This is a genomic window from Uliginosibacterium sangjuense (genome assembly GCF_059132465.1).
The window spans coordinates 2874256-2899921 of the sequence record NZ_CP101132.1 but is presented as its reverse complement, the minus strand read 5'-3'; the positions used below and the strand labels follow the sequence as shown (position 1 = coordinate 2899921).

Below are 25666 nucleotides of genomic sequence, written 5' to 3'. Positions count from 1 at the left end.
TAAGAGAGTTACACCGTGCTTTCATACATCTTTAGACGCATGTTGTCGGCGATTCCATTCATGTTCCTGGTATCGCTGACAGTCTTTGTTCTGATTCAGCTACCGCCTGGCGACTTTGTGGATAGCTATGCGGCATCGCTTGCTGCCTCGGGTGAAACCGTCGATGCGGCGATGATGGAGGATATGCGTCGCCGTTTCGGTCTGGATCAGCCCTTGCTGGTGCAGTACTGGAACTGGATCTGGGGTGTGGTGCAGGGTGACTTCGGCTACTCCTTCGAGTGGCAAAGCCCGGTTTCCCAACTGATCGGTGAGCGCATGGGCCTCACGCTGATCCTGTCGATTGCCAGTCTGATCCTGACCTGGGCCATCGCACTGCCGATCGGTATCTATTCCGCCGTCGATCGCTACTCGATCTTCGACTACTTTTTCACTTTCGTCGGTTTCATCGGCCTTGCGATCCCCAACTTCCTGATCGCCCTGGTGCTGATGTTCCTGGGCGTGAAGTACTGGGGTCTGGATGTGACCGGCCTGTTCTCGCCCGAGTTTCAAAATGCCCCGTGGTCGTGGGCACGTGCCGGCGACCTGATGGATCACCTGTGGATTCCGATGTTCATCCTCGGCGCGGCATCCACCGCCAGCCTGATCCGTATCATGCGCGCCAATCTGATCGACCAACTTCACATGCCTTACGTGGTGACTGCGCGCGCCAAGGGCTTGACTGAAGTTAAGTTGCTGATGCGTTATCCCGTGCGTATTGCGCTGAACCCGTTCGTGTCGACCATTGCGTGGATTCTGCCCCACTTGGTGTCGGGCGCGGTGATTACCTCCATCGTGCTGAACCTGCCGACTGCGGGTCCGATGCTGTACCAGGCCCTGATGTCCCAGGACATCTATCTGTCTGGCGCATTCCTGCTTCTCCTCTGCCTGATGACGGTGATTGGTTCGCTGCTCTCCGACATCCTCCTGGTTATCCTTGATCCTCGCATCCGGTTCGAATAATGAGCACTACACCTATTGCACCCGCCGCCACGGTAAACATGGCGAACCTGCGTGGCGGCATTGAATACGCCTCGCAATGGACTCTGATGTGGATGCGCTTCAAGAAGCACAGGCTGGCTCTGGTCAGCATGTGGTTCGTGTTCGCCCTCTACTTCGTGGCGTTGTTTGCCGAGTTCCTGGCTCCCTTTGACCCCGAACAGGCCGACAAGAAGACCGTGTTCCATCCGCCGCAAGCGGTGCACTTCTTCGACGAGAACTGGTCGTTCAATCCTCACGCCGACGCCTACTTGCTGACGCGTGATCCCGAGACGCTGGCACCGAAGTACGTGCTGGATGGTGGTCGCAAGATCGAGCTTGAGTTCTTGGCCCGTGGTCACGAGTACAAGATGCTGTGGCTGTTCGAGACCGATCTGCACCTGTTCGGCCCGAAGAACCACGGTGAGCGCTTCTACGTTGCTGGCTCCGACCGTCTGGGCCGTGACCTGTTGTCACGCGTGATCTACGGTGCGCGCTACACGCTGTCGCTGGGTCTGTTCGGCGTGGCGATCAGCGTGGTGCTGGGCATCATCCTGGGGGGGATCTCGGGCTACTACGGCGGCAAGATCGACTGGGTCATCCAGCGCGTCATCGAGTACATCATCTCTCTGCCGACCATCCCGATCTGGCTGGCTTTGGCCTCCGCGCTGCCCAAGAACTGGCCGCCGCATTACCAGTACTTGGCGATCACGGTCATCATCTCGTTGATCGGTTGGACGCAGCTCGCCCGCGTGGTTCGCGGCCGCTTCCTGGCCCTGCGTAGTGAAGTGTTCGTGGTGGCTGCGCAACTGGACGGTTGCAGCGAGTGGCGCGTGATCTTCCGCCACATGCTGCCCTCGCTGGCTTCGCACATCATCGCTGCGGTGACGCTGGCAATCCCGATGATGATCCTGTCCGAGACCTCGCTCTCGTTCCTGGGGCTGGGCCTGCAGCCGCCGGCCATCAGTTGGGGCGTGCTGCTCAAGGAAGCGCAGAACATCCGTTCGATCTCTGCCGCCCCCTGGCTGTTCCTGCCTGGAGCGATGGTGGTTGCTTCGGTGCTGGCCCTGAACTTCATGGGTGACGGTCTGCGTGACGCGGCTGACCCGTACTCGCACTAAGTTTCTGGAATAGGTTGAAAAAGTGAATACACCTGAAAAAGTGATTGCGACGCCGTCTAGCGACGTGATTCTGGACGTGCGCAACCTGGAAACGCACTTCGGTACGGGCGAGAAGGCCGTGCGTGCGGTCGACGATGTCAGCTTCAAGATGCAGCGCGGCAAGACGCTCTGTATCGTGGGCGAGTCGGGCTCTGGCAAGAGTGTGACTGCGCGCTCGATCATGCAGATCGTCGATGTGCCCGGCAAGATCATGGGCGGCAGCGTCATGTACTACGGCAACCCGGCCTTCCCGCAAGGGCAAGACTTGGCCAAGCTGCATCCGCGCAGCAAGGAAATCCGGGCCATCCGTGGCCACGAGATCTCCATGATCTTCCAGGAGCCGATGACCTCGCTGTCGCCGATCCACACGATCGGCAGCCAGATCTCCGAAGCCATCCTGCTGCACCAGGCGGTCGACAAGGAAGAAGCCCGTAGCCGTGCGATCGAGCTGCTGCGTCGGGTAGAAATTCCCAACCCGGCTGTCGCGGTCGACAAGTACACCTTCGAGTATTCGGGTGGTATGCGTCAGCGCGCCATGATCGCCATGGCCCTGGCCTGCAACCCGAAGATCCTGATCGCTGACGAGCCGACCACTGCGCTGGACGTGACGACGCAGGCCGAAATCCTGTTCCTGATCAAGGAGCTGCAACAGGCCTACGGCATGTCCGTGCTGTTCATCACCCATGACATGGGGGTGGTGGCCGAGATCGCCGACGAAATCGGCGTGATGCAGAACGGCAAGCTGCTCGAATTCGGACCGGCTGAACAGATTTTCTACAACTCGCAGCATGAGTACACCGGTCGTCTGATCGACTCCGTGCGTAAGCTGGAAACCTCGGCCCGCAAGGCCCGCACCTCCACGGTGACGGACCGCAAGCTGCTCGAGATCCGTGGCCTGTCGAAGATCTACCCCGGTCGCAAGAGCTTCATGGGTGGCAAGGCTTCCGCGCCGTTCAAGGCTCTGGACAACGTGTCGCTGGATCTGTTCGAAGGCGAGAACATGGGTATCGTGGGTGAGTCGGGCTCCGGCAAGACCACGATGGGCAACTGCCTGATCCGTGTGCTGCCGACGACGGGCGGTGAAATCCTGTTCAAGATGGCGGATGGACGCATCATGGATCTGGCCAAGGCCAAGACCGGCCAACTGCGCCAGGTGCACCGCGAAATGCGCATGGTGTTCCAGGATCCGTTCGCGTCTCTGAACCCCCGCATGACGGTGGGTCAGATCGTGGGTGAGCCGCTGCTGGTGGCTGGCCTGGCCAAGGGCGTGGAACTCAAGAACCGCGTGGCCGACTTGCTGGGCCTCGTGGGCTTGCCGCCGCAGGCGATGGAGCGCTATCCGCACGCTTTCTCGGGCGGTCAGCGCCAGCGTATCGGTATCGCCCGTGCCCTGGCCTTGAACCCGCGTCTGATCATCGCCGACGAAGCAACTTCGGCGCTGGACGTGACCCTGCGTTCGCAAGTGCTGGATCTGCTGTTGGACCTGCAGGACAAGCTGAAGCTGAGCTACATCCTGATCAGTCACGACATCGGCGTGATCCGTTACTTCTGCGATCGCGTGGCCGTGATGTACAAGGGCCAGATCGTGGAGACCGGCGAAGCGATGAAGATCTGTTCGACGCCGGAGCACCCCTACACGAAGGCGCTGATCTCGGCCGTGCCGGGTACCCATCCGCGCGACAAGCGGATCGTGAATCGTCACCGCTACGTGCAGGAAGAAGGTTCGAAGGCTGTTGCCTAAGCCATCTTCGCAGGCATGGAAAACCGCAGACCTCGGTCTGCGGTTTTTTTTTGTGCGTCGTGCATGGCAGGCAGACGGTTGGTGCTGCTTAGCCGTTCGCGGTGCTTGCCGAGAACCTCCCTCCGCATGGCCTGCCGGTTTGCCAGAGCCAGTGCTTCGCCGGAGTGCTACTGACCGCGCCGTCGAAGAGCGGAGTGTGCGGCGCTGGATCTACCCGCCCCCGGCACTACGCTCGAGTACCGCGCGCTTTGCTCATGCTTGTATAGGGACCCAAAAAAAGCCGGCTTGCGCCGGCTTCGTCCATTACTTGGGGGTGCTTCTACTTCATGTTCTGAATGGCTTTGAGCAGGCTGCGCTGCTTTTCGTTGACCACGAACTTGTCGTAGACCGGGCGCATCGCGTTCTGGAAGGATTGCTTGTCGACGCTGGTGATGAAGGAGGTGCCCGAAGCGGTGACCGACTTGCGTGCCGCGTCCTCCCGCTCGACCCAGTAACGACGCTGGCGAGCCATGGTTTCACGTGCAATGTCGCGGATGAGTTGCTGGTCTTCGGCGTTGAGGGTGTCCCATTTCTTCTTGGAGAAGACCAGGATGTCCGGCGCCATCGAGTGCTCAGTGAAGCAAAAGTACTTGAACAAATCGTTGTGCTTGAAGCCGTCATAGGAGGGCAGGTTGTTCTCCGCCGCTTCGACCAGCCCCATGCGCTGGCCGGCCACGATTTCGTCCAACGACATCGGCGTGGCGCGCGCGCCCATGGCATTTGCCACGGCGATCCACAGGTCGGATTGCGGCACGCGTAGCTTGAGGTCGCGCACATCGGCCAGTGACTTGATTGGCTTGTTGGCGTAGATGGAGCGTGCGCCGCTGTCGAAGAAGGCCAGGCCCACGTAGCCCCCGGGTTCGCAGGAGGCGAGGATCTCCGCACCGGCGGCACTGTCCATGGCCCGCTGCATGTGGTCGGTGGAGCGGAACAGGAAGGGCAGGGTGGGCACGACCGTTTCCGGGCAGTCCTTGTTCAGGTTGGAGATCATGAAGCGGGCCATGTCCAGTGCGCCAGCCTTGCATTGCTCCATGGCTTCCTTCTCTGATCCGAAGGAGCCGCCCGAGAACACGCGCAGGCGGATGCGGCCCTGGGTGCGTTCCTCCAGCATCTTGCCCATGTCACGCAAGGCACGCACACCAGGGAAGTCATCGCCCTGGATGTCGGCCACGCGCAGTTCGATCTTCTGCGGCCCGTTGTCGACCTTGTAGGCCGATAGGGCCAGCGCGATCTCGCGCGACACCTGCGAGATGCGTCCGACCGCGGTGGCCGAGTCGGAGGCCGCGCTGGAGTTCTGCTCACTCATCTGCGCGATCTGCTCGATGTTCTTGGCAATCTCCGTGCTGGCCACCTGCTGCTCGCGGATCGCGCCTGAAATGTCCTCCACGACGGCGGCGGTCGAGGTGGAGCCGTCCTTGATCTGCTCGATCGAATCTCCGGCCTGACGCGCATTGACCACGCCTTCGTCGACCGCGCGTTCCGTGCTGCTCATGCCTTCCACCGCGAGCTTGGCGCTCTCCTGCATGCGGGTGACCAGGCTGGTGATCTCATGTGTCGACTTGGCCGTGCGCTCGGCCAGCTTGCGCACCTCGTCGGCCACCACGGCGAAGCCACGGCCCTGTTCACCCGCGCGGGCAGCCTCGATGGCGGCATTCAGCGCCAGCAGGTTGGTCTGGTCCGCGATGTCGCGGATCATGTTGGCCACCGAAGAGATGCTGTCGCAGTCGTCGCGCAGGGCCTTGATCTTGGTAGCTGCGTCGCGCACCGATTCGGAGATGGTCTGGATACCGGACACGGTCGACAGGATCACGCCAGCGCTGTGGTCGGCGATGCCCTGCGAGGTCTTGGTGAGGTCGCTGGCGTCCTTGGCCTGTTGCGACACCACGGTGATGCTGACGGTCATCTCTTCCACGGCTGCGGCCATATTGGACGAGGCATCGCTCTGGATTTGGGAGTTGCGCGCGATCTTGCGCGAAGAGCGATCCACCTCCTCGGTCATCTCCAGCATCTGCGCGGTGGAGTTCTGGATCTCGGTGAAGCTGCTGCGCAGTCGGTTGAGCAGGCGATCGTAGGCGGTGAGGATCTGCGACAACTCATCGGCCGACTCGCTCTTGAAGGAGGCGGTGAAGTCCAGCTTGTCCGCCGCCTGGGAGATCGCTTCCCGTACCTCGATCAGGGGCCCGACGATCGAGCGCCACATGTAGTAGCCCAAGCCCGCGATGATGAGCAGGCCGGCCCCGGCGATGGCGGTCATGGCGCCTCGCGACACGCCCGAAATCGCAGCGACGTAAACCAGACAGCAAGTGATCAGCGCGACGGCGATCAGGAGGACGATCTTGCGCGTAATGGTCATCCCATTTCTCCAGCGGACAGCAGACTCAAATGATCAGTACGGACTGACCTAAGGTGTTTCCCGTAGGCCTGGGTTCTTGTTGCCTGGGCGTGCGGGTGACGAGAGGGATAACGGCCCTGGCAGTAAGGGCTTTAGGCCCGGGCTTCCCCGAGGCGGGTGAAATTAAGCGTTTATCTTGCGAGGCTTCGGCACGCCCTTGAATGGCTTGCCTTTTTGGGCGCAAAGGCGCTCGCAAACAAGTGTTACGCCCCTTCGGCGGTGCCGATTCCTTGCTGGGCAGGCGCTGTGGGTGTGGGTTTGCACATCAGATGAAAGTCTGATCGCTGACGGATCAATAGGTTGCGGGTCGTCTCATCACCATAAGCTGAAACCACTGGACCTCATCACCTGAAAGTTCCCTCCTGGATTGACGTGTAAGGTGAGAGTTCCTGCTTGAATAAGCCCGACTGTTGGCAGCGTTGTTTTAAGTGATTGATAGTGACTAGTTTGTGTGCTCTTTTGAGGCCTGCATTGCTTGTCTTCATCGTAAGCAAGGCGGAGCAGCAACCTAGCGCTTCCAAGAAAGCGAATGCGTCGCGGTCATTAGCGAGCGGCAGGATTGCAAGGGTAGAAGACAGACTCCAAAGCCGAGTCTGCTCTTTACGCCAGTTTGGGCAGGCTGCTGGTGCGGTAGGAGCATCTCTCGGAAGATGGAGGGATACGGGGCGTACAGAACATGACAAGTCGCACTGGGGGAGGCATCGCAAGTATTAGCCGATTGCGTGCCTTCCAGCGTATTCTTGAGTGGAATGCTAAAGGCATACTCATTCGAGAGGTCATCGTCATTCCGCTGCGTTTTCAGGTCGCGTACGCGGCAAGCTTGAGGCCATCCCTGGCCAGCCGACACGGAGCCTCAAACCGTACAGTGGCTTAGCATAAGCTGCGCTCACACAAACGTCCGGGATGGTCTTCTGCCTTTAGGGTTATAAGCTCCCTACTAACGTATTTCGCAATCGGCCGACGGGGACCCTTCCTAGCCATTTATTGTTACGTCTGGTGGGGCATGTCACTCCGCAAGCGAAGCACAAGCCGCGGTCGTTAAGAACAAGCCAAATCCGGGAATTTCTCCGGAATTCTCTTGATTCGTGCTTGTCGCCTGCCGGGGAGTGGGCGCCCGCTGGCGTTTCGAACGTCGTTGCTGGCCTCAGAGCCGCCCCATGAGCATGAGTACCACCAGGACCAGTACGACCAAACCCAGGCCTGAACTGGGTAGATAGCCCCAGCTTTGGCTGTGCGGCCAGGTCGGTATGGCACCGACCAGCATAAGGACCAGTACGATCAACAGTATTGTGCCCAAGCTCATGATGAACTCCTTTGTCGGGTGCTTCGTGCTTGAGAGAGCGGCTCCTCGTGGCGGGGAGACGGTGGGTAGAGGTGCCGGCGGGTCAGCGGCAGGACGTTGCCGCGCGCGGTGCGCTTGCAGGAGAGGACTTGGTAGATGCCGGTGGTGCCGGACTCGAAGTCCAGTGCACAGGCGGCCATATAGAGGCGCCACACGCGGAAGGTCGACTCGCTGACATGGCGCAGGATTTCGTCGTGATTCGCTTCCAGCCTAGCCACCCAATGCCTCAAGGTGAATGCGTAGTGGCTGCGCAGTGCTTCTACATCTGCGATTTCGAAGCCTGCGTGTTCCATGTGACGCTGGATGTTGCTGATGGTATCGAGCTGTCCGTCGGGGAACACATAGCGATTGATGAACCGGGCGTGCGGTGTCGCTTTCCAGCCCTCGACGTCATGGGTGATGCCGTGGTTGAGGAACAGCCCACCGGGCTTGAGCACACGGGCAATGCTGGCGAAGTACAAGGGCAGATTGCTGAGGCCCACGTGCTCGAACATGCCGACGCTGGCGACCTTGTCATACAGACGCGTGGTGGGTAAGTCGCGGTAGTCACACAAGGAGACGCTCGCCACCATGCACAGGCCTGCGTCGGCGATGCGCTGCCGCGCGAGTGCGAGCTGCGCCCGACTGAGCGTGATGCCGTGCGCCAGGACGCCATAGTGGCGCGCGGCGTGAATGACCAGCGCACCCCAGCCGCAGCCGACATCGAGAAAGGACTCACCCGGCTTGAGCATGAGCTTGCGACAGATGTGGTCCAGTTTGGCCGTCTGTGCATCCTCCAGGGAGTCGTCCGCCTGCTCGAAGTAGGCGCAGGAATACACCATGGATTCATCCAGCCATTGTGCGTAGAACGCGTTCGATATGTCGTAGTGGAACTGGATGGCGCCATCGTTTTCGGAGCGCGAGTGCAGTCTGACCTCGTTCGCGTAGCGCGGTGCTACATCCGCAGTCTGCCCGCCGGTGCGTGGCAGACGCAGTATGTTGAACAGGGCGCGCAGGGCGTCGCGCGCAGAGAGTTTCAGTCCGCTGAGGTAGTCCTTCATGCGGAGTGCCGCAAAGAAGTCTCCCTCGACCTCGAGGTCGCCCCGGAAATAAGCGTCCGCCCAGCGCAGGGGGTCGCGTCCGAGGAGCAACATGCGCAGCACGCCTGGATGCTTCAGCACCAAGGTGAATGGCGCGCGCAACTCCTGCAGGGCATGCGCGCCGAGGCGGCGCGAAGTACCGTCCCACAGGCGTACCACCAGGCATCCGTCAAAACGCTGGAACAGATGCTGCAGCAGATCGACTGTCAGGCTGTTCACTGACGGCCCAACCTGCCGCGCGTCATCCAGCGTCGCCGCTACGCTATGTCGCAGGGGGGCGGCCGAGGGGGAAACCAGGCTGCTTGGCAATTCGGCTCTGAGTTTGCTCATGGATACAGCGCTCCAGTTGAACGATGGTGCAATGGCGCAGCAACACCACGCTGGGGAGACGTGCAGGGCACCAAGGGAGGATCTGCAGCGAAATCATCGCCCCTGTTTCGTGCGGTGACTGTCTGCTGGCGCACACAGGCCCATGACGATGTTCCGTCTGCCAACGACCGATTCATCCCCACGGAACTCCCTGCAAAGGCTCCTAGGCAGACAGCAGATGTGTGTGCCAGCGAACAGACCGGAAGCATGCGGCGCGTAGCATCGTTGACGGTGGTAGCCGCCTGCCTGGGTGTTCATGCAGGTGACCGCGCCGCATCGCGCTTTCCCTGCGATGCGCGCTTACTTTGTTCCTGAGGAACATTGAGGGGAGGCATCATCATGTTGATCGTCTTCACATCTGCAGCGAGCGGTGATGTGATCACCCTGGAGAAGAACGGTAAGGACATGCTGGCAGTACTGCACAAGGACACCGAGGCCGCTCAGGGCATCGTGACCGTGGCGCAGCTTCCAGAGGCGATCGCTCGATTGCAGGCGGCAATCGATGCTGACGTCGTGCTGCAGATCTGTAGGCGAAGCGAGCAGCCTTTGGATCGAGAGCGTGAGCCGGTCATCAGCTTCCATCAGCGCAGTCTGCCTGTGCTGGAGCTACTGAAGCGATCGCTGGCGGACAAGGTGCCCGTCACCTGGGGTACTTAGCTGTCCCACACGCCTTAACTGCGTGCGCTGCCCAGGACGTGATCCCAGAACGCACTCGTCACCCCGTAGTGACCCGTGTCGCCGACAAGGCGATGATGTTGCGCGTGCCATAGCTTGCGCTGTCTCAACCATGCGCTGCGGGCATGCCAATGGTGGATGGCGTGATGCGTGACGGAATAGACGAAGTAGCCGCTCAGCACGCCCAGCGTCAGTCCACCGGCACGCCACAGATCGGTCAGCAGAGTCGCCGGCAGGAGAACCAGGGTCGCGATCAGGCCGGCACTGAATAGGGTCGGCGTACAGATCAATGCGTGAGGGCGATGATGGTGCTCGGCATGCCAGCGGCTAAAGGGCGGCACACCATGCAGTACGAAGCGGTGGAAGGCGTACTCGATGCCACTCCAGCTCCCCAGACCGAGCAAGGTATGGAGCGCGATGGACATGCGCAGATCGAGGGGTGCCGCGACCCACAAAAAGGCAGTCAGCAGCACGATGGCGACGCCGTACAGCGCGAAGTCGGCCCAGTAGGCGGCCCGGCCGTGCTCGAGCGAGAACATTGTCATGTGCGTCCTTTCGCGTGAGCCTTGTCAGCTGCAGATCAGCCACACAGGGCCGCGCTGCTCCAAGGGTAGCGCGAGCAAAATCCCCTGATCTGTGCGCTAGCGAACATACGGCGTATGCTGAACTTCCTAAACTTGGATGGAAGGCGGCTTCACGACAAAAGATCGCCTCACTTCGGGAGTCTCAACATGATTAGCTCCGTCATCAAGGAATCCGCCGACCCCCCATCCAGTCTGCCCGGCGCACAACAGAACCATCTGCTTGCCGCATTGCCCGCAGCCGCGTGGCAACGCTGGGAAGCCCAGCTCGAAGAGATCGACATGCCGCTCGGCCAGGTGCTGAGTGAGTCCGGCGTGGCGCTCCAGCACGTGTATTTTCCGAGCACATCCATCGTGTCCCTGCTCTACGTGATGGAGAACGGTGCGTCGGCCGAGATTGCCGTCGTCGGCAACGAGGGCATCGTCGGCATCTCGCTGTTCATGGGCGGCGAATCCACGCCCAGCCGTGCCGTGGTGCAGAGCGCAGGCAAGGGCTACCGCATGAAGGGCCGTTTCATCAAGGAAGAATTCAACCGGGGCGGCCCAGTCATGCACCTGCTGTTGCGCTACACCCAGGCACTGATCACGCAGATGGCGCAGACCGCAGTATGCAATCGGCATCACTCGCTCGACCAGCAGTTGTGTCGCTGGCTGCTGCTGAGCCTTGATCGATTGAAGGGACCGGAGTTGGTCATGACGCAGGAACTGATCGCCAACATGCTGGGTGTGCGGCGCGAGGGCGTCACCGAGGCGGCGCTCAGCCTGCAGAGAGCGGGGCTGATCAGTTACGTGCGTGGCCATATCACCGTACTCGACAGGAGCAGCCTCGAGAAGCGGACTTGCGAATGCTATGCGGTGGTCAAGAAAGAGTATGAGCGCTTGCTGCCTGATCGCGTAGCCAGCTGAGCGCTAGCGGTTTTTAGCAGGGCTGGCGCACGCTTCCCGCGCCGTTGGCGCCCTGAGCGGGCGCCCTCTTCCTGCGATTGATGTGGAGCATGTCATCCTCATTTTCATGCGACGGGATTCTGTGTGCACACCTGATACGTGATGGTACGTCCATCAACGACTCAGGCTTCAGCCACACGGAACCACTTGGCTTTGAGCGTTTCAAGCAGGAGCATGCACAACACACCGACCACTACACACAGGGCGAAGTCATCCCAGTGTAAATCGCCAAACTGAAACAGCGCTTGCGCGGGTGACCATAGGACTGCGGTCGCCAGTATGGCGCTGACTGCGCTCACCAGAATCCACAAAGAACGGTTGGGACGCAGGAAGGCGCGTAGCAATGAAGCCTTGAAACTTCGATTCACCAAGATCAGCCCCATGTTCATGACCACCAGCGATGCAAACACCAACGCGCGCAGATCAGACGCAGGCATCTCGCCTTCCGCCGCCCAGACCATGACAGCCGCAAGCATGGACAGCACCACCAGACCTTGCAACAGCCCCCAAACAACTCGCCTTGGCAGCAACAAGGGGCGGGCCGGGTCGCGGGGCGGACGCTGCATCACATCGTCCTCCTCCGCCTCTGCTTCGAACACGACTGAACATGCCGGGTCGATCACCATCTCCAGAAAGGCAATGTGAATCGGGGTAAGCACCATGGGCAACCCGAGCGCAAGCGGCAGAATCGCCAACCCGGCAATCGGGATATGTACCGCGACGATGTACTCGATGGCCTTGCGCAGATTGTCGTAGATACGCCGCCCCAGGCGGATGGCCTTGACGATGGAACCAAAGTCATCGTCGAGCAGCACCAGGGCTGAGGCCTCGCGAGCCACATCGGTACCCCGCCCGCCCATGGCGATACCAATGTGTGCGGCCTTGATCGCCGGTGCATCATTGACGCCATCGCCCGTCATCGCAACGACTTCCCCGCTCAGTTTCAGGCTCTGCACGATACGCAGCTTCTGGTCCGGGCGGATGCGGGCGAAAACCGAGCAGGTCTTCATTCGCACACCCAATTGTTCGTCCGACAGCGTCGCGATCTCATCACCACTCAGCACCACTTGTGCATCGATGCCCGCCTGTCGCGCAATGGCGCCTGCAGTGGCCGGGTAGTCACCAGTGATCATCACGACCCGTATACCGGCTGCCCGGCACTCCGCCACCGCAGCGGGTACGGTCTGGCGCAGGGGATCGGCGAACGCGATCAATCCGGCAAACTCTAGCTTGAGTGCGCGTAATGACTCGGGTAGCACACTGCCCCCCTCTTCACATGCCAGTCTGGCGCTGCCCAGGCACAGCACACGCATGCCCTCGCCAGCCAGCGCGTCGGCTTGGGCTCCAAGCTGTGCCATACGTTCCGCGCTCAGCTGGCATAGTGCCCCCACCGCTTCCAGGGCGCCTTTGGCATAGACGGTGCGGGCTTCGCCTGGAGCAGACGACAGCACGTTGGCCATGGCGAAGAAGTCCGGCTGCAAGCCATAGGCACGCACCAGGCGGGACGTTGCCTGTGCAGCGAACGGTGTAGGAATCTGCGTCTCCGCACAACTGCGGACAGCGATGTCCATCGGATCACTGGGGGCGAGCGGTGATGCGAGCAATGCCACCTCCAATGCGATCGCCAGGTCCCCCGTTGGAGCAGCGCCACCTGGCATCCAGCGGGCATCCGCGCAAACCACGGCCGCCACACTCATGCGATTCTCGGTCAACGTGCCTGTCTTGTCCGTGCAGAGGACCGTAGTCGCGCCCAGGGTCTCGATCGCGGAGGCGCGCCGGGTCAGCACATGTGCTTGCGAGATCCGCCAGGCTCCCATCGCCATGAATACTGCGAGCACCAGGGCAAACTCTTCCGGCAGCAAGGACATGCCAATGGCAATCCCCGCCAGCAAGGCCTCCAGCCATGAACCCCGCAGCAGGCCTACGAGGAGCACCACGGCCAGGCCGGCCGCCAGGCCGAAGATGGCGAAGGCGCGCACCAGCCACTGGATCTGTTTCTGCAACTGCGCCTGCTCGGTTTCGATGGACTCCAGGGCTCGCCCGATCTTGCCGATCTCGCTGCGCGGGCCGGTCGCATGCACCAGCGCTTGCCCCGACCCGCGAACCACCAGCGTACCGCCGAACACGAACGGTAGATCTTCGCCGCCGGCACGGGCCTCGCCGGGAACGTCGAGAAGTTTCTTGCGCACCGGACTCGACTCGCCTGTCAGTAGTGATTCGTCCAGCAGGAGATCCTGTGCCGCCACCAACGTTGCATCCGCGGCAACACGCTCACCTTCGCCGATCACCAGTAAGTCGCCGCGCACCACCTCGCGTCCGGCGATGACGATCTGTTGCCCGTCGCGCATCACCCGCGCGCGTGGACTGGCAAGGCTACGCAAACTCTCCAGTACGCGCTCGCTACGTGACTCCTGAATGATGGTAATGCTCACGGATAGCGCGGCGAAGATGAGCAAGAGCAAGGCTTCGACATGATCTCCAAGCAGCAGGTACACCATGCCGCCGCCAATCAGCAGGGCAAACATCGGCTGACGCAACACCTCGTAGATGATGCGCCAGAGACTGCGATGCGCTGTGGCAGGCAACTCATTGCTGCCATCTTGCTGCAGGCGGTGGGCCGCAGTGGCGGCGTTCAGCCCGGATGTCGCTGGTGGCGGGGTTGGAACGGCTGCCATGGCCCGGCGCTTTCAGGCGTTCATGTTGATCTTGTTGAAGCGCTGGAACCACAGCACGTTCCACATGTTTCCACCGACGCTCCCCAGTATTTCATCGTTGAGTGCGTCGGCCTCCTGCATCTGTGCGGTTTCTGCTGAGCTGAGTCCTATGTCCGGTGCCAGCTCGTAACGTTCATCGTTATCGCATTCTTGGTGGTTGAATGGGTGCGGGTTCATGGTGTTCGCTCCGTCTGGATGTGTACGAGCCCACACTGCGCGCGGCGCCAATGACGATCTGTACGTCGTCGCACATAGGGTCGAGCGGGAGGACAAAAGGGCGACGAGGCGTGCGACGCCTACGCCTGCGAGGCCCGATCTGAGCCAATAGTGGTAGCCATGCAGCCTCGACACCCGTTCAGTGCGACAGCAAGGCGCAACAGGGTGGATTGAGCAGCAGGTCGCGTGTCACGCCACCCAGCGCCAGCTCGCGCAGGCGACGATGGCCGTAGGCGCCGGCCACGATCAGGTCGCCCCCCAGTTCCTTCACTTGTTTTGGCAGCCACTCGGCATGCTCATAGGCGATCTCGCCATCCGTGGCCTGTACCGCAAGCGTCTTGGCATGAATGTCATGGCGAGCCAGCCATGCTAGTACGTCGGCAAGCCGATCCGGCGCATCAGGGGATACGCCTTTTTTTGCGATGTTCATCAGGGTGACCCGCTTAGCCAGTTGCAGCATGGACAGAGCGTCACACAGCGCACGCCTGGCTTCACGGCTATCTGTCCAGGCGACCAGGGCGTGCTGCAGACTGGGCTGCATACAGTCGTCCGGCACCAACAAGACCGGGCGCCCGGCGTGGATGATCAGATCGCCCAGGTTCACGCAACGCTCGGCATCGAACCCACTGCCCGTTGCTACACCGGAGATGATCAGATCGGCACTGCGGGACTCAAGCGCAAAGTAGTGCGCCAACGAGGGACATTCTTTCGCCGCCCGCCAGGCGGGCACACCCAGTTGCGGGCCCAGCACCTTGCGGAACTCGTCCTCCGCCTCCTTGATTTCGAGGGCTATCTCCGCAGGCTTTGCCGCCACCCTCGCGTTGCCAAACTCATCGCCGCCATCTGCAGCTGGCACGGGCTGAAAGCCAGTGATGCCAATCACATCGGCGTCCATCCGTCGTGCCAGCGCCGCAGCAAACGTCAGCAGATCGGTGTTGGTCCGTCTCAACTGAAGCGTCAGCATCAAGGTCCGGACTTGCATGGCATGCACTCCTGAGCGTGCAGGACCTGCGCTCAGCGCCCCTCGATCCGGCGTCGCCGTTCATGGCGAAGCTGCGCGTCCAGCGAGTAGCTCGCGGTCGGCCGAGCCAGCAGGCGCTGGATACCGATCGCTTCGCCGGTCTCTTCGCACCAGCCGTAGCGTCCGTCGTCAATGCGTGACAGCGCCTCATCGATCGTGTGCAGGTACTTGCGTTCGCGATCCCGTACCTGCAGTTCGAGCGAGGACTCCTCTTCCAGTGTGGCACGGTCCGAGGGGTCGGCTGTCGCGCCGCCCTCCTCATGCATATGCACCATCGTCTCGCGGGCGGACACCAGTAATGCGTCGCGCTCTTCTCGCAGGACATGGCGGAAGAAATCGAGTTGCGCGTGCGACATGTAGTCGGTGCCGGCCAGCTCGTGCAGAGCCGTAGTCAGGCGTGCTTGGTTCATGATGTTCCTTCCGGCAAGAGCCCCTCGCCGGCGGGTCTTGCACGCGCGAGCAGCGGCGCGACGAGATCCATGGGCAGGGGAAAGACGACGGTCGTGTTCTTGTCCGCACCGATCACCGTGAGTGTTTCCAGGTAGCGCAGCACGATGGCCTGTGGCTGTTGTGCCAGTATCCTGGCGGCCTGGTACAGCTTCTCGGAGGCCTGCAGCTCGCCTTCGGCATGGATGACCTTGGCGCGGCGCTCGCGCTCCGCTTCCGCCTGGCGGGCAATGGCGCGGATCATCGATTCGGTCAGCTCGACCTGCTTGATCTCGACGTTGGACACCTTGATGCCCCACGAGTCCGCCTGGGCATCGAGCGCCTGCTGGATATCGACGTTGAGACGCTCGCGCTCGGCCAGCATGTCGTCCAATTGATGCTTGCCCAGCACCGAGCGCAGCATGGTCTGGGCGAGCTGGCTGGTGGCGTTCATGTAGTCGACCACCTGGATCATGGCTTTCTCGGGGTCGACGACGCGCAGATAGACGACCGCGCTGACCTTGACCGACACGTTGTCGCGCGAGATGACATCCTGCGTCGGCACCTCCAGCACCACTGTGCGCAGATCCACGCGCATCACCGTCTGGATCAACGGCACGATGAGCACGAAGCCCGGCCCGCGTACCTTCGAGAAGCGGCCGAGCGTGAACACCACGCCACGCTCGTACTCCTGAAAGATGAGGACAGCCGCAAAGACGAGCCACAGGATGAAGAGACCCGTCACCACGAAAAGCATCGAGTCGAACAGGAACGGCATGTCTGGCCTCCATGATCAGTCCACCTCCCCGGTCGGGACGGCGAGGGGAGACACGGGCCGCATCTGGCGCGGATCCGGGGCGCCGCCGCGAGAAATCAGGGCGACAGGATGGCGCGGCGAAGGCTGCGCGCAGGCGGGTCTTGTTTGAGTATAGGTAGCCTCTGGCAGGCCATGAGTTTGTTTCAGGAGTCTTTCGCTTCTGTCTGCTACCGGACAGACAATCCACTGCGGAAGTGATTCTGATTAATGCGCATGGCATCGTCTGCGGGCGGGCTGAACAGGTCTATACACAGATGCGAAGTTCGACCTGATGCTCACGCTGGTCATCCACCAGTTGCACGTGGTCGGTCGCCAGCGGCCCGCCATCCAGGCTGAGCACACGGCCCGGCGGCTGCGCGGCCGTCGCCGCCTGTTGCTGCAGGCTGATGTGATACAGGCTCGCGCCATGCCGGTAGTGGATGTTGCAGCGCTGCGTACCGGCCGGCAGGCAGGGTTCGAGATAGAGGCGCTCGCCGACCCGCCGCAACCCGAGCAGGGATTCGAGCATCAGGCGATACATCCAGCCTGCGGAGCCGGTGTACCAGGTCCAGCCACCGCGGCCCTCATGCGGGGCGACGGCGTAAACGTCCGCCGCCACGACGTAGGGCTCCACCTTGTAGTAACTCCGCGCCCGCGCCGTCTGCGTGTGCTTGATCGGGTTCAGCATGCGCAGCAATGACCAGGCTTTCTCGTGTTCCCCCAGCGCGGCGAAAGCCATGCATGTCCAGACAGCGGCATGGGTGTACTGCCCGCCGTTCTCGCGCACACCCGGCACATAACCGCGGATGTAGCCTGGATCGTGCTGCGTGCTGTCGAAGGGTGGGTCGAGCAGTTGGATCAGCCCGTGCTCGCGGCGCACCAGGTGGGTATCCACCGCTCGCATGGCCTGCTGCGCACGCGCCTTGTCGCCTGCACCGGACAGCACGGCCCAACTCTGCGAGATCGAATCGATGCGGCATTCCGTGCTGTCGGCCGAGCCCAGCGGACTGCCGTCGTCGAACCAGGCACGGCGATACCATTCACCATCCCAGGCATGCTGCTCGATGTTCAGGCGCAGGCGTTCGCCCTGCTCTGCGCAGCGCGCGGCAAACGCTGCATCGCCACAGGCCAGGGCCAGTGGCCTGAACTGCGCCAGCACATCGCACAGGAAGAAGGCCAGCCACACGCTCTCGCCCTTGCCGTGCACGCCCACCAGGTTCATGCCGTCGTTCCAGTCGCCGGTGCCGATCAGGGGCAAGCCATGCACCCCCATGCGCAAACCGTGTTCGATGGCGCGCACGCAATGCGCGTACAGACTGGCCGTCTCGGCCGACTGGCCCGGCAGGTCGTAGTAGGAATCGTCCTCCGGATTGACCGGCCGCCCTTCCAGGAAGGGGGTGCTCTCATCGAGCATCGCCGCATCGCCGGTGGTGAGCACATAGCGGCTGACCGCCAGGGGCAGCCACAGGTAATCATCGGAGCAGCGGGTGCGTACCCCGCGCCCGGCGGGCGGATGCCACCAGTGCTGCACATCGCCCTCCTGGAATTGGCGGCCGGCACAGCGCAGGATCTGCGCGCGCAGCACGGTTGGCGCGCAGTGGACCAGGGCCATCGCGTCCTGCAACTGGTCGCGGAAGCCGAAAGCCCCGCCCGACTGGTAGTAGCCGCTGCGCGCCCAGATGCGACAGGCCAGGGCCTGGTACGGCAACCAGCCGTTGGCCAGCACGTCGAAGGCCGGGTCGGCGGTCTCGACCTGCACCGCGCCCAGGGTCTGCCGCCAGTGCTGGCGTACCGCCGTCAGCGCCTGGTGCGCGGCGGCCGGACCGCGGAAGCGCTGCACCAGCGCATCGGCGCCGGCTGCGCGATGACCGAAGCCGAGGCGGAAGATGACTTCGCGCGACTGGCCCTCGGCCAGCTCCAGGTTGAGCTGTACCGCCGCGCAGGGGTCCAGGCCCGCGCCTACCGTGCCCGACAGGTGGGCGCGGCGCATCGCCGCCGGCTGGCGCCAGGAGCCGTTGCGGCCGAGGAACTCGTTACGGTCGCCGCTGACCGTGCGGGCCGCTTCATCCACATCGACAAAGGCCACCTGTTCGGCGAACTCCATGCTGTAGGGATTGCGTGCATGCAGCGCACCGGTCCCGGCGGATAGGCCGGTACTGATGTGCATGGCCGATTTGGCGGCGACATCGCCCAGTACCCATTCGACATAACTGGTGGCAGACAGGCGACGCGGGCGATCCGAGGTGTTGGCGAGCTTCAGCACGCTGAACTTGATGGCGGCATCCAGCGCCACGTACACCCACAGCTCGGAACGGATGCCATGGCTTTCCGTCTCGTACACGCTGTAGCCGAAGCCATGGCGCACGCGATAGGCCCCGTTGCCCGGGCGTGGCAGGGGCGTGGGCGACCAGTATTCGCCACTCTCCTCGTCGCGCAGGTAGATCGCCTCGCCCCCGGCGTCGCAGACTGGATCGTTGTGCCACGGGCTGAGGCGGAACTCATGGGCGTTCTCGCCCCAGGTATGACCGAGACCGCTCTCCGACACGATGCAGCCGAAATGGGGATTGGCCAGCACATTCGCCCAGGGCATGGGGGTCACCTGGCCCGGCGCGAGGTCGATGATGTACTCGCGGCCGTCGGCGGCGAAGCCCCCCAGGCCGTTGTTCAACAGCGGCGGGGGCACGGGCTGGCGCGCTTCGATGCGTGCTTCGGCATAGGCCGGGCGACGCGGCGCCAGGGCCGGTGGGTGCGGGCCGGCGCGATGGCCCGCGTCCAACTGCTCGGCGAGGCTTCCGCGTCCATCCGAGAGCAGCACACGCGCCACGGCCTGGAACAGCAGCCGGTCTTCTTCCGAGATCTGCTCGGCCGAACGCACGAAGATTCCGCCGGGTCGGTCCATGACGCTGCCTTCCGCGCCGGAGGCGACCAGGCCCACGATCTGCTCCTGCAACTGCTGGCGGTAGCCCGCCCGGTCCTCGTTCCAGATCACCAGATCGGCCGCCACGCCCTTGAGCCGCCAGTAGGCATGTGCCTGCACCAACTGGCGCACGATTTCGATGTTGGCGGCGTCGCCGATCCTGAGCAGCACGATGGGCAGGTCGCCCGAGATGGAGTAGCCCCACAGCGCAGACTGGCCACGCCGGTTGCGGATCAGCACCGCCGCATCGGCGCGCAGCGCGGGGGTGGCGTAGATCACCGGACCGGCCAGGCGCGCATGCAGTTGCGCCGCCGCCTCGCTGGCATTGAGCTGGCGCAGCACCACTTGGCTGTGCGTCCAGGCCAGGTCGAACACGCGGTCGGCCAGGTGGCGGTCCTGGTACTTGTCGATCAGGCCCAGGGCAGCCTCGCGCGTGTCCGCCATGCCTGACACGATGTCGACCACGATGGACTGTTCCGGCGCCAGGCGCAGCGTCGTGCGGATCGCCACGATGGGGTCGAGCACCGCACCGGCTGTGCCGGACAAGGCGGCCGCGTCATCCAGGGCGGCCGGCCTGGCGGCGCTGCGCGTGCGGCCGATGAAGCGGGCGCGATCCGTCTCGAAGGACACCTCGCCCGCCTCGTTCTGCTCACCCGTGCGCACCACCAGCAGGTGCAGCATCCACGGCACCGGCTGGGCGCGCGAGCGTGGGCGGCGGCTGCACAGGATGGCGTTGCGCTCGCGCAGGATCTCCGTCTGCACGAACAGGTTGCTGAATGCAGGATGCATGACATCCTCGGCCTGGCTGGCGATCACCACTTCCGCATAGGTGGTCAGCGCGAGCGCGCGCGTGTGGGGTGAGCGATTGGTCAGGCGCACGCGGCGCAGCTCGATGTCATCTTCCGGCGAGACGACGATCTCGGTATGCGTCTCGATGCTGGCATCTTCCTCGTCCTCGCTGGCGCGTGGCCCCAGCGTGTCGATCCGGTGGTACTCGGCGCGCCCCTCGGAGAAGGTGGCCGCGTAACGCAGGGGCCGCACCAGCGTGGGTTGATAGGCGGTGGACCACACCCGGCCGCTGCGCAGGTCGTGCAGGTAGCAGAAGCTGCCCCAGTTGTCGCAGGTGCTGTCTTCGCGCCAGCGCGTCACCGCCAGCTCCTTCCAGCGACTGTAACCGCCGCCAGCCTGGGTCAGCATCACGTGGTAGCGGCCGTTGGAGAGCAGTTGCACCTCGGGCGTGGGGGTGTCGGGGCGGGTGAGCACGCGCACCGGCGTATCGCTGCTGACCGTGGTGGTCATATCGAAGCGGCGTGCGGTATGCGCGAACAGGGTGGTGGTGCGGGGGATGCGCTCCTGCAACAGCAGCAGATTGGCCTGGAAGGGCGGGTAGGCTTCGAAGCGCCGCTGCATCGGGCGATCCCGCAGCACATACGCCAGCGCCAGCAGGCTCATGCCCTGGTGATGGGCCATGAAGGCGCGCACCGCCACCGAGTTCTGGCCGCGCCGCTGGCGGGCCGGCGTGAAGTCGATGGCCTCGAAGAAACCGAACTTGCCCAGGAAACCCTCGGCCGCGATGCGCTGCAGGTTGAGGCAGGCCTCGCGCGGCGCCACCATCAAGGCCAGCACGCTGGCATAGGGGGCGACCACCAGGTCCTCCGCCAGGCCACGCTTGAGTCCGAGGCCCGGCACGCCGAAGGCGCGGTACTGGTAGTTGAGTTGCGCATCGACGGTGTTGTAGGCGGACTCCGAGATGCCCCAGGGTACGCCACGCTGCCGGCCGTACTCGACCTGGCGGGCCACGGCGGCCTTGCAGGTCTGGTCGAGCAAGGTATTGGCATACGTCGGCATCACCAGCAGTGGCATCAGGTACTCGAACATCGAGCCGCTCCACGACAGCAGCACCGGGTCGCCGCCCGTGGTGGTCAGCAGCCGCCCCAGGCTGAACCAGCTTTCCTGCGGGAGCTGCCCTTGCGCAATGGCGACGAAACACCCCAGGCGTGCCTCCGAGGCCAGCAGGTCGTAGTAGCCGGCATCCGCCCGGTGCTCGCTGACCTTGTAGCCGATGCTCAGTAGATGGCGCGTGTCGTCGAACAGGAAGTCCTGCTCCATGCGGGTCAAGGCAAGCGCCTGCCGGGCCAGCGCGTCGATCATCTGCATGCGTTCGCGGGCGCGGGTGCTGCCACTCGCCACCGCCGCCTGCATGGCGACGAGCCAGGCATGTTCGCTCGCCGAGCCCGCTGCGGCCTGGTGAGCCGTCAGGAGTGGCAGCAGTTCGCTATCCAGGCGGGCAAGGCTGCGCAGACTCGGGACGGCCAGCAAGCGCGCCGTGCAGTCGGTGAACCCCGCCGGCGGCGGGGCCAGGCTCAGCCAGGGCGCCAGGAAGCGCAGCTCGTCGAGTGCGGCGCGGCACTGGGTGGACAGGCTGTCGGCCCACTGTCGTTCTTCCTGCTCGTTGGCCTCGCTGTAGGACAGGGTTTCGCCCAGCACGAAGGGCGCCTCCGGCGTGTCCCGCAGCAGCCTTTCGGCCCGGCTGTCGAGCGAGATGAGATGGCGGTGCAGGCTGCGCAGCGGGCAGTCCCGATCGTCATACGCGCGCGCCAGCATGCGTTGGAAGGCGGAGGCCTGAGCGTTGAGCGTGCCATCCTGCAGCTCCGCCCACACATTGAAGGTATCGGACAGTCCATCGAACAGACTCGGGCCGGCGATGCGCTCATCCGGCAGGGCCAGCAGGCCGGCATGCAAGGTCAGCAGGTGGCCGGCCAGGTTGCCGCTGTCCACGGCCGACACGTAGAGCGGCGGCATCGGCTGCAGGGTCTGCGTGTCGTACCAGTTGTAGAAGTGCCCACGGAAGCGCGCCAGGCCCTGCATGGTGTGCAGGGTGTTGGCGCAACGCTCGATAAGCCTGCCGGTGGGCAGGTAGCCGAAATCGTAGGCGGCAAGATTGGCCAGCAGGGCCATGCCCATGTTGGTGGGCGAGGTGCGGTGGGCCATCGCCGCCGCGCGATATTCCTGGATGTTGTCCGGCGGCAGCCAGTTGTCGGCCGGCCCCACCACCTTGTCGAAGAAGGCCCAGGTGCGGCGTGCCACCCCGCGCAGAAACAGGCTTTGCTCGACACTCAGGGGGGTGGGCCGCGTATCGAGCGGGCGGCTGATCCACCACGCCAGCAAGGGCGACATGCCCCACAGCAGGAGCAGGGGCGCGGCCGCGAGCGAGGCCTCGACCGATGCCTGCGGCGCGAGGTAGAACGCGGCGGCCAGCGCCACGCCGGGGGCGAAGCCCATGCGGCGGAACGCCGCCGGCAGGCTGCTCTCGCGCGGAGTCGCGGCGGCGCGCTCGGCGTCGGTGGAGGCATTCCACTCCAACAGGCGGCGATGCGTGACCAGCAGACGCCACAGCGTGCGCAGGATGGCATCCAGGCTGAAGAAGGCCTCGTAGGGCAGGCAGGCCAGCTCGAAGCCGAGTTGCTTGCCCCGCCGCCAGGCTGATCGCATGACATCGGCAACATGCGAACGCAGCCCACTGGTCCGGGGTTTGCGCAGCAACTCGGCCAGCCAGGCGCACAGCGCGGGTAGGCACAGGATGCCCAGCACCAGCAGCGTCCATTCCGCGGCTTGTGACAACATCGCCCAGCCGGCGAGGAAGAGCAGCAGCAGCGCGGCCGGTACCAGGCTGCGGCGCAGATTGTCGATCAGCTTCCATTGCGACAGCGCGGACAGCGGATTGGCCAAGCGTCCCGGCACCGCGCGCCACAGCCAGCCGGCCAGTTGCCAATCGCCGCGGATCCAGCGTCGGCGCCGGCTGACATCGGCGTGGTAGCGCATCGGAAAGTCTTCGTACAACTGCACATCGCTGAGCAGGCCCGAGCGGGCATAGCAGCCCTCCAGCAGATCGTGGCTGAGGATGCGGTTGTCCGGGAACTGGCCTTCCAGGGCCTGCATGAAGGCATCCACGTCATAGATGCCCTTGCCGATGAAGGAGCCTTCGCCAAACACATCCTGATAGACATCCGAAGTGGCACGGGTATAGGGGTCAAGCCCCGGTTCGCCGCCGTAGAGGCGTGCATAGCGCGAGCGATTGGTGCCCGGCAGGCTGATCGCGACGCGCGGCTGCAGGATGCCGTAGCCCGCCACGACACGCCGACTGTCCGCGTCATATCGGGCGCGGTTGAGCGGATGCGCCATGGCGCCGACGAACTGGCGCACCGTGTCGCGCGGCAACTGGGTGTCGGTGTCCAGCGTGATCACGTAGCGAACACCGGACAGCACACGCATGTCGCCCACGATGCTGGAGAAGGCAGCCTGGCTGTGGCCCGCTGCGTCATCACGCAGAAGCCGGTTGAGATCGGCCAGCTTGCCCCGCTTGCGCTCGTGCCCCATCCACACCCGCTCCTGCGGGTTCCAGCGTCGCGCGCGGTGGAACAGGAAGAAGCTGCCACGCTGACCGGGGTTGGCGTACTTTTCGTTGAGCGCCCCGATGCGCTGGCGAACGGTATTCAGCAGGATGTCATCCTGTGGCAGATGTTCCGTTGTGGCGTCGGCGAAATCGGTCAGCAGGCCGAACCACACCCCCTCGTCGCGGTTGGCCAGGAAACGGATCTCCAATGCGTCGACAAGGGTCTCGATCGCGTGCAGTGAGCTGAGCATGGTCGGCACCACCACCAGGCTTCGCGCCGCCTTCGGTATGCCATGCGAGAAGTCCATGCGCGGCAGCGTGCGTGGCGGCACCAGCAGGGTCGCCAGCCAGTTGACCAGGCTGCTGGCACATTGGCTGGCAACCAGAATGGCCGGTGCCGCCAGCGCATACCACCACCAGCCAGCCTGGGACGAGGCGGCCAATCCCGCATCGGCGCCGGATACGGCGAACAGCAGCCAGCTGAGCGCCGCGGTGAGCAGCGCGATGCTGCCCAAGTAGATCTGCAAGGGATATCGGGCGAGCAGGCGACGCCCGCGCAGCAGCTTGCCAGGGCGGGCTTCGGCGGCCCGCTCCAGCGCCGGCAGGCCGGCATCGATGAGGTAGAAGCCGACATGTCCGGCGTGTGGACTGGTGCCCCCGTCATGAGCGGCCTCGGCCAGCCCCACGGCCAGCCGGGCGATCTGCGGCTCGGACCGTGGCGAGCGCAGGGCCAGGTTTTCGATGGCATGGCGATAGCGGTCGCGGGTCGCGAAGTCCATGCGCGCATAGGTGCCCCCCGGGTCTTCACGCAGCGCCTGCTCGACCAGGCTCATGCTCTCGACGAAGTCGCGCCAGTTCATGGCCCCCAGCATGCGCAGGCTGCCGATGCTGTTGCTGATGGACACCTGGTCGGCCGCCTGCTGCTGATTCTCGAGCTGCACCATCTGCGCGATCGTCTCGCCGGATTCCGACAGGCGCTGCTCCAGCCAGGTCAGGGGCAAGGCCAGGGCTGGCCCCTGACCTTGCAGGCGGCGCACCAGCTCGGCCACGAAAGCGCTGCTCATGGGTGGGGCGGAGCGCGCCATGTCCGCGACGACCAGGATCAGGCTCTTGGGATCGCTCTGCGCGGCCTCGACCATGCTGTCCGCCCAGTTGCCGGCGAGCGTACGTTCGCGCCAGGCGGCGGCGATCCAGGCGCCCACACGGCGCAGGTTCTCGATCACGGCCAGGCGCAGCATGATGGGCGTGGCCCACAGCTCGCCCAGCTTGAGCACGGTGACGCCCTGGTAGGCCATCACGAAGCGGCTGATGACTTCTTCATCCACCCGCCCGTCGCCGTGCGAGATGATTTCCAGCGCGATGCCGTACACGCGCGGGCGTCCGGCCGAGGGGCCGGTGCTCAGGCGCGGCAGACTCTGGCTGTAGCCCTTGGGCAGATGCTTGCGGGCCGTCTGGATCTGCTCTTCGATGAGGTAGAAGTTGTCGAACAGCCATTCGGCGGCGGGCGTGATGCGACGCTTGGCGCTGACCGAGGCGGTGAGGCTTTCACAGATCTCGATCAGGCAGCGCTCGTTGTCGGCCAGGCGGGGCAGCAGCATGTCCGGCGCCCGGCCGCTGGCCAGGATGTGCGCGACGGCCACGGCCTCCGCGTGCTGCGCCATCTGGTCGGCGCTGAACAGGTCGGCGCGCAGCGGCAGTTCGTCTTCCGCCACCGTCCCTGCCTGGCTGGGCCTGCTGAACACATTGCGCCAGGGCAGCGCCTTGCCGAGGATGCTCGCTTTGCTCATGCCTGCTCGCCCGGCGTTGTGCGACGCGCCGCCACGGCTCGGGTGAGACTGATTGGCCC

General features: G+C 63.8%; 15 protein-coding genes. 5 read left to right on the top strand and 10 right to left on the bottom strand.

Annotated elements, in window-relative coordinates; all coding sequences use genetic code 11:
* Positions 1–60: 60 nt before the first annotated feature.
* From NMB43_RS13415 to NMB43_RS13405, 3 genes are read left to right on the top strand one after another with little or no spacing between them, the layout of a single operon-like run.
* Positions 61–999, top strand: coding sequence for an ABC transporter permease (locus NMB43_RS13415; RefSeq protein WP_494348671.1), 939 nt, complete (start codon positions 61–63; stop codon positions 997–999).
* Entirely contained in the window at positions 999–2135 is a 1137-nt protein-coding gene (locus NMB43_RS13410) for an ABC transporter permease (protein ID WP_494348670.1), read from the top strand. Before NMB43_RS13415 ends, NMB43_RS13410 begins: the two co-directional genes overlap by 1 nt.
* 22 nt (positions 2136–2157) lie before the next feature.
* Positions 2158–3915, top strand: coding sequence for a dipeptide ABC transporter ATP-binding protein (locus NMB43_RS13405; protein ID WP_494348669.1), 1758 nt, complete (start codon positions 2158–2160; stop codon positions 3913–3915).
* 319 nt (positions 3916–4234) lie between these two features.
* Here NMB43_RS13405 and dctP read toward each other — a convergent pair whose 3' ends face one another.
* The 3 genes from dctP to NMB43_RS13390 all read right to left on the bottom strand — a co-directional run bounded on the left by dctP (position 4235) and on the right by NMB43_RS13390 (position 9097).
* On the bottom strand, positions 4235–6307 hold the full coding sequence (gene dctP / locus NMB43_RS13400) for a TRAP transporter substrate-binding protein DctP (protein WP_494348668.1): 2073 nt from the start codon (positions 6305–6307) through the stop codon (positions 4235–4237).
* Between the two features lie 1183 nt (positions 6308–7490).
* The gene (locus tag NMB43_RS13395; RefSeq protein WP_494352146.1) at positions 7491–7610 is read right to left on the bottom strand and encodes a DUF3309 family protein; all 120 of its coding nucleotides are present in this window, start codon (positions 7608–7610) and stop codon (positions 7491–7493) included.
* A gap of 35 nt (positions 7611–7645) precedes the next feature.
* The gene (locus NMB43_RS13390; RefSeq protein ID WP_494348667.1) at positions 7646–9097 is read right to left on the bottom strand and encodes a class I SAM-dependent methyltransferase; all 1452 of its coding nucleotides are present in this window, start codon (positions 9095–9097) and stop codon (positions 7646–7648) included.
* A gap of 378 nt (positions 9098–9475) precedes the next feature.
* On the opposite strand from NMB43_RS13390, the gene NMB43_RS13385 reads away from it, so the two are divergent.
* Positions 9476–9793: a DUF1840 domain-containing protein gene (locus NMB43_RS13385; protein WP_494348666.1), complete on the top strand. Its 318-nt coding sequence runs from the start codon at positions 9476–9478 to the stop codon at positions 9791–9793.
* Positions 9794–9807: 14 nt separating this feature from the next.
* On the opposite strand, the gene NMB43_RS13380 is transcribed toward NMB43_RS13385, so the two are convergent.
* On the bottom strand, positions 9808–10356 hold the full coding sequence (locus NMB43_RS13380; RefSeq protein WP_494348665.1) for a sterol desaturase family protein: 549 nt from the start codon (positions 10354–10356) through the stop codon (positions 9808–9810).
* A 186-nt stretch (positions 10357–10542) separates the two neighbouring features.
* On the opposite strand from NMB43_RS13380, the gene NMB43_RS13375 reads away from it, so the two are divergent.
* Entirely contained in the window at positions 10543–11298 is a 756-nt protein-coding gene (locus NMB43_RS13375) for a Crp/Fnr family transcriptional regulator (protein ID WP_494348664.1), read from the top strand.
* 161 nt (positions 11299–11459) lie between these two features.
* On the opposite strand, the gene NMB43_RS13370 is transcribed toward NMB43_RS13375, so the two are convergent.
* The 6 genes from NMB43_RS13370 to NMB43_RS13345 all read right to left on the bottom strand — a co-directional run bounded on the left by NMB43_RS13370 (position 11460) and on the right by NMB43_RS13345 (position 25607).
* Positions 11460–14012, bottom strand: a complete 2553-nt coding sequence (locus NMB43_RS13370; RefSeq protein ID WP_494348663.1) for a cation-translocating P-type ATPase — start codon at positions 14010–14012, stop codon at positions 11460–11462.
* Positions 14013–14024: 12 nt separating this feature from the next.
* Positions 14025–14228, bottom strand: coding sequence for a hypothetical protein (locus NMB43_RS13365; protein WP_494348662.1), 204 nt, complete (start codon positions 14226–14228; stop codon positions 14025–14027).
* 178 nt (positions 14229–14406) lie between these two features.
* On the bottom strand, positions 14407–15249 hold the full coding sequence (locus NMB43_RS13360) for a universal stress protein (RefSeq protein WP_494348661.1): 843 nt from the start codon (positions 15247–15249) through the stop codon (positions 14407–14409).
* 32 nt (positions 15250–15281) lie between these two features.
* Complete coding sequence (gene dksA / locus NMB43_RS13355) at positions 15282–15698, bottom strand: RNA polymerase-binding protein DksA (RefSeq protein ID WP_494348660.1); 417 nt, start codon at positions 15696–15698, stop codon at positions 15282–15284.
* Entirely contained in the window at positions 15695–16492 is a 798-nt protein-coding gene (locus tag NMB43_RS13350) for a slipin family protein (RefSeq protein WP_494348659.1), read from the bottom strand. Before NMB43_RS13350 ends, dksA begins: the two co-directional genes overlap by 4 nt.
* A gap of 283 nt (positions 16493–16775) precedes the next feature.
* Positions 16776–25607, bottom strand: coding sequence for a GH36-type glycosyl hydrolase domain-containing protein (locus tag NMB43_RS13345; protein ID WP_494348658.1), 8832 nt, complete (start codon positions 25605–25607; stop codon positions 16776–16778).
* Positions 25608–25666: the final 59 nt, after the last annotated feature.

Excerpts from the sequence above, each read along its gene's own strand:
- NMB43_RS13380 (WP_494348665.1), bottom strand. The coding sequence starts at position 10,356 with ATGACAATGTTCTCGCTCGAGCACGGCCGGGCCGCCTACTGGGCCGAC.
- dctP (WP_494348668.1), bottom strand. The coding sequence starts at position 6,307 with ATGACCATTACGCGCAAGATCGTCCTCCTGATCGCCGTCGCGCTGATC.
- NMB43_RS13345 (WP_494348658.1), bottom strand. The coding sequence starts at position 25,607 with ATGAGCAAAGCGAGCATCCTCGGCAAGGCGCTGCCCTGGCGCAATGTG.
- NMB43_RS13390 (WP_494348667.1), bottom strand. The coding sequence starts at position 9,097 with ATGAGCAAACTCAGAGCCGAATTGCCAAGCAGCCTGGTTTCCCCCTCG.
- NMB43_RS13375 (WP_494348664.1), top strand. The coding sequence starts at position 10,543 with ATGATTAGCTCCGTCATCAAGGAATCCGCCGACCCCCCATCCAGTCTG.
- NMB43_RS13395 (WP_494352146.1), bottom strand. The coding sequence starts at position 7,610 with ATGCTGGTCGGTGCCATACCGACCTGGCCGCACAGCCAAAGCTGGGGC.
- dksA (WP_494348660.1), bottom strand. The coding sequence starts at position 15,698 with ATGAACCAAGCACGCCTGACTACGGCTCTGCACGAGCTGGCCGGCACC.
- NMB43_RS13365 (WP_494348662.1), bottom strand. The coding sequence starts at position 14,228 with ATGAACCCGCACCCATTCAACCACCAAGAATGCGATAACGATGAACGT.
- NMB43_RS13410 (WP_494348670.1), top strand. The coding sequence starts at position 999 with ATGAGCACTACACCTATTGCACCCGCCGCCACGGTAAACATGGCGAAC.
- NMB43_RS13350 (WP_494348659.1), bottom strand. The coding sequence starts at position 16,492 with ATGCCGTTCCTGTTCGACTCGATGCTTTTCGTGGTGACGGGTCTCTTC.
- NMB43_RS13370 (WP_494348663.1), bottom strand. The coding sequence starts at position 14,012 with ATGGCAGCCGTTCCAACCCCGCCACCAGCGACATCCGGGCTGAACGCC.
- NMB43_RS13415 (WP_494348671.1), top strand. The coding sequence starts at position 61 with ATGTTCCTGGTATCGCTGACAGTCTTTGTTCTGATTCAGCTACCGCCT.
- NMB43_RS13360 (WP_494348661.1), bottom strand. The coding sequence starts at position 15,249 with ATGCAAGTCCGGACCTTGATGCTGACGCTTCAGTTGAGACGGACCAAC.
- NMB43_RS13385 (WP_494348666.1), top strand. The coding sequence starts at position 9,476 with ATGTTGATCGTCTTCACATCTGCAGCGAGCGGTGATGTGATCACCCTG.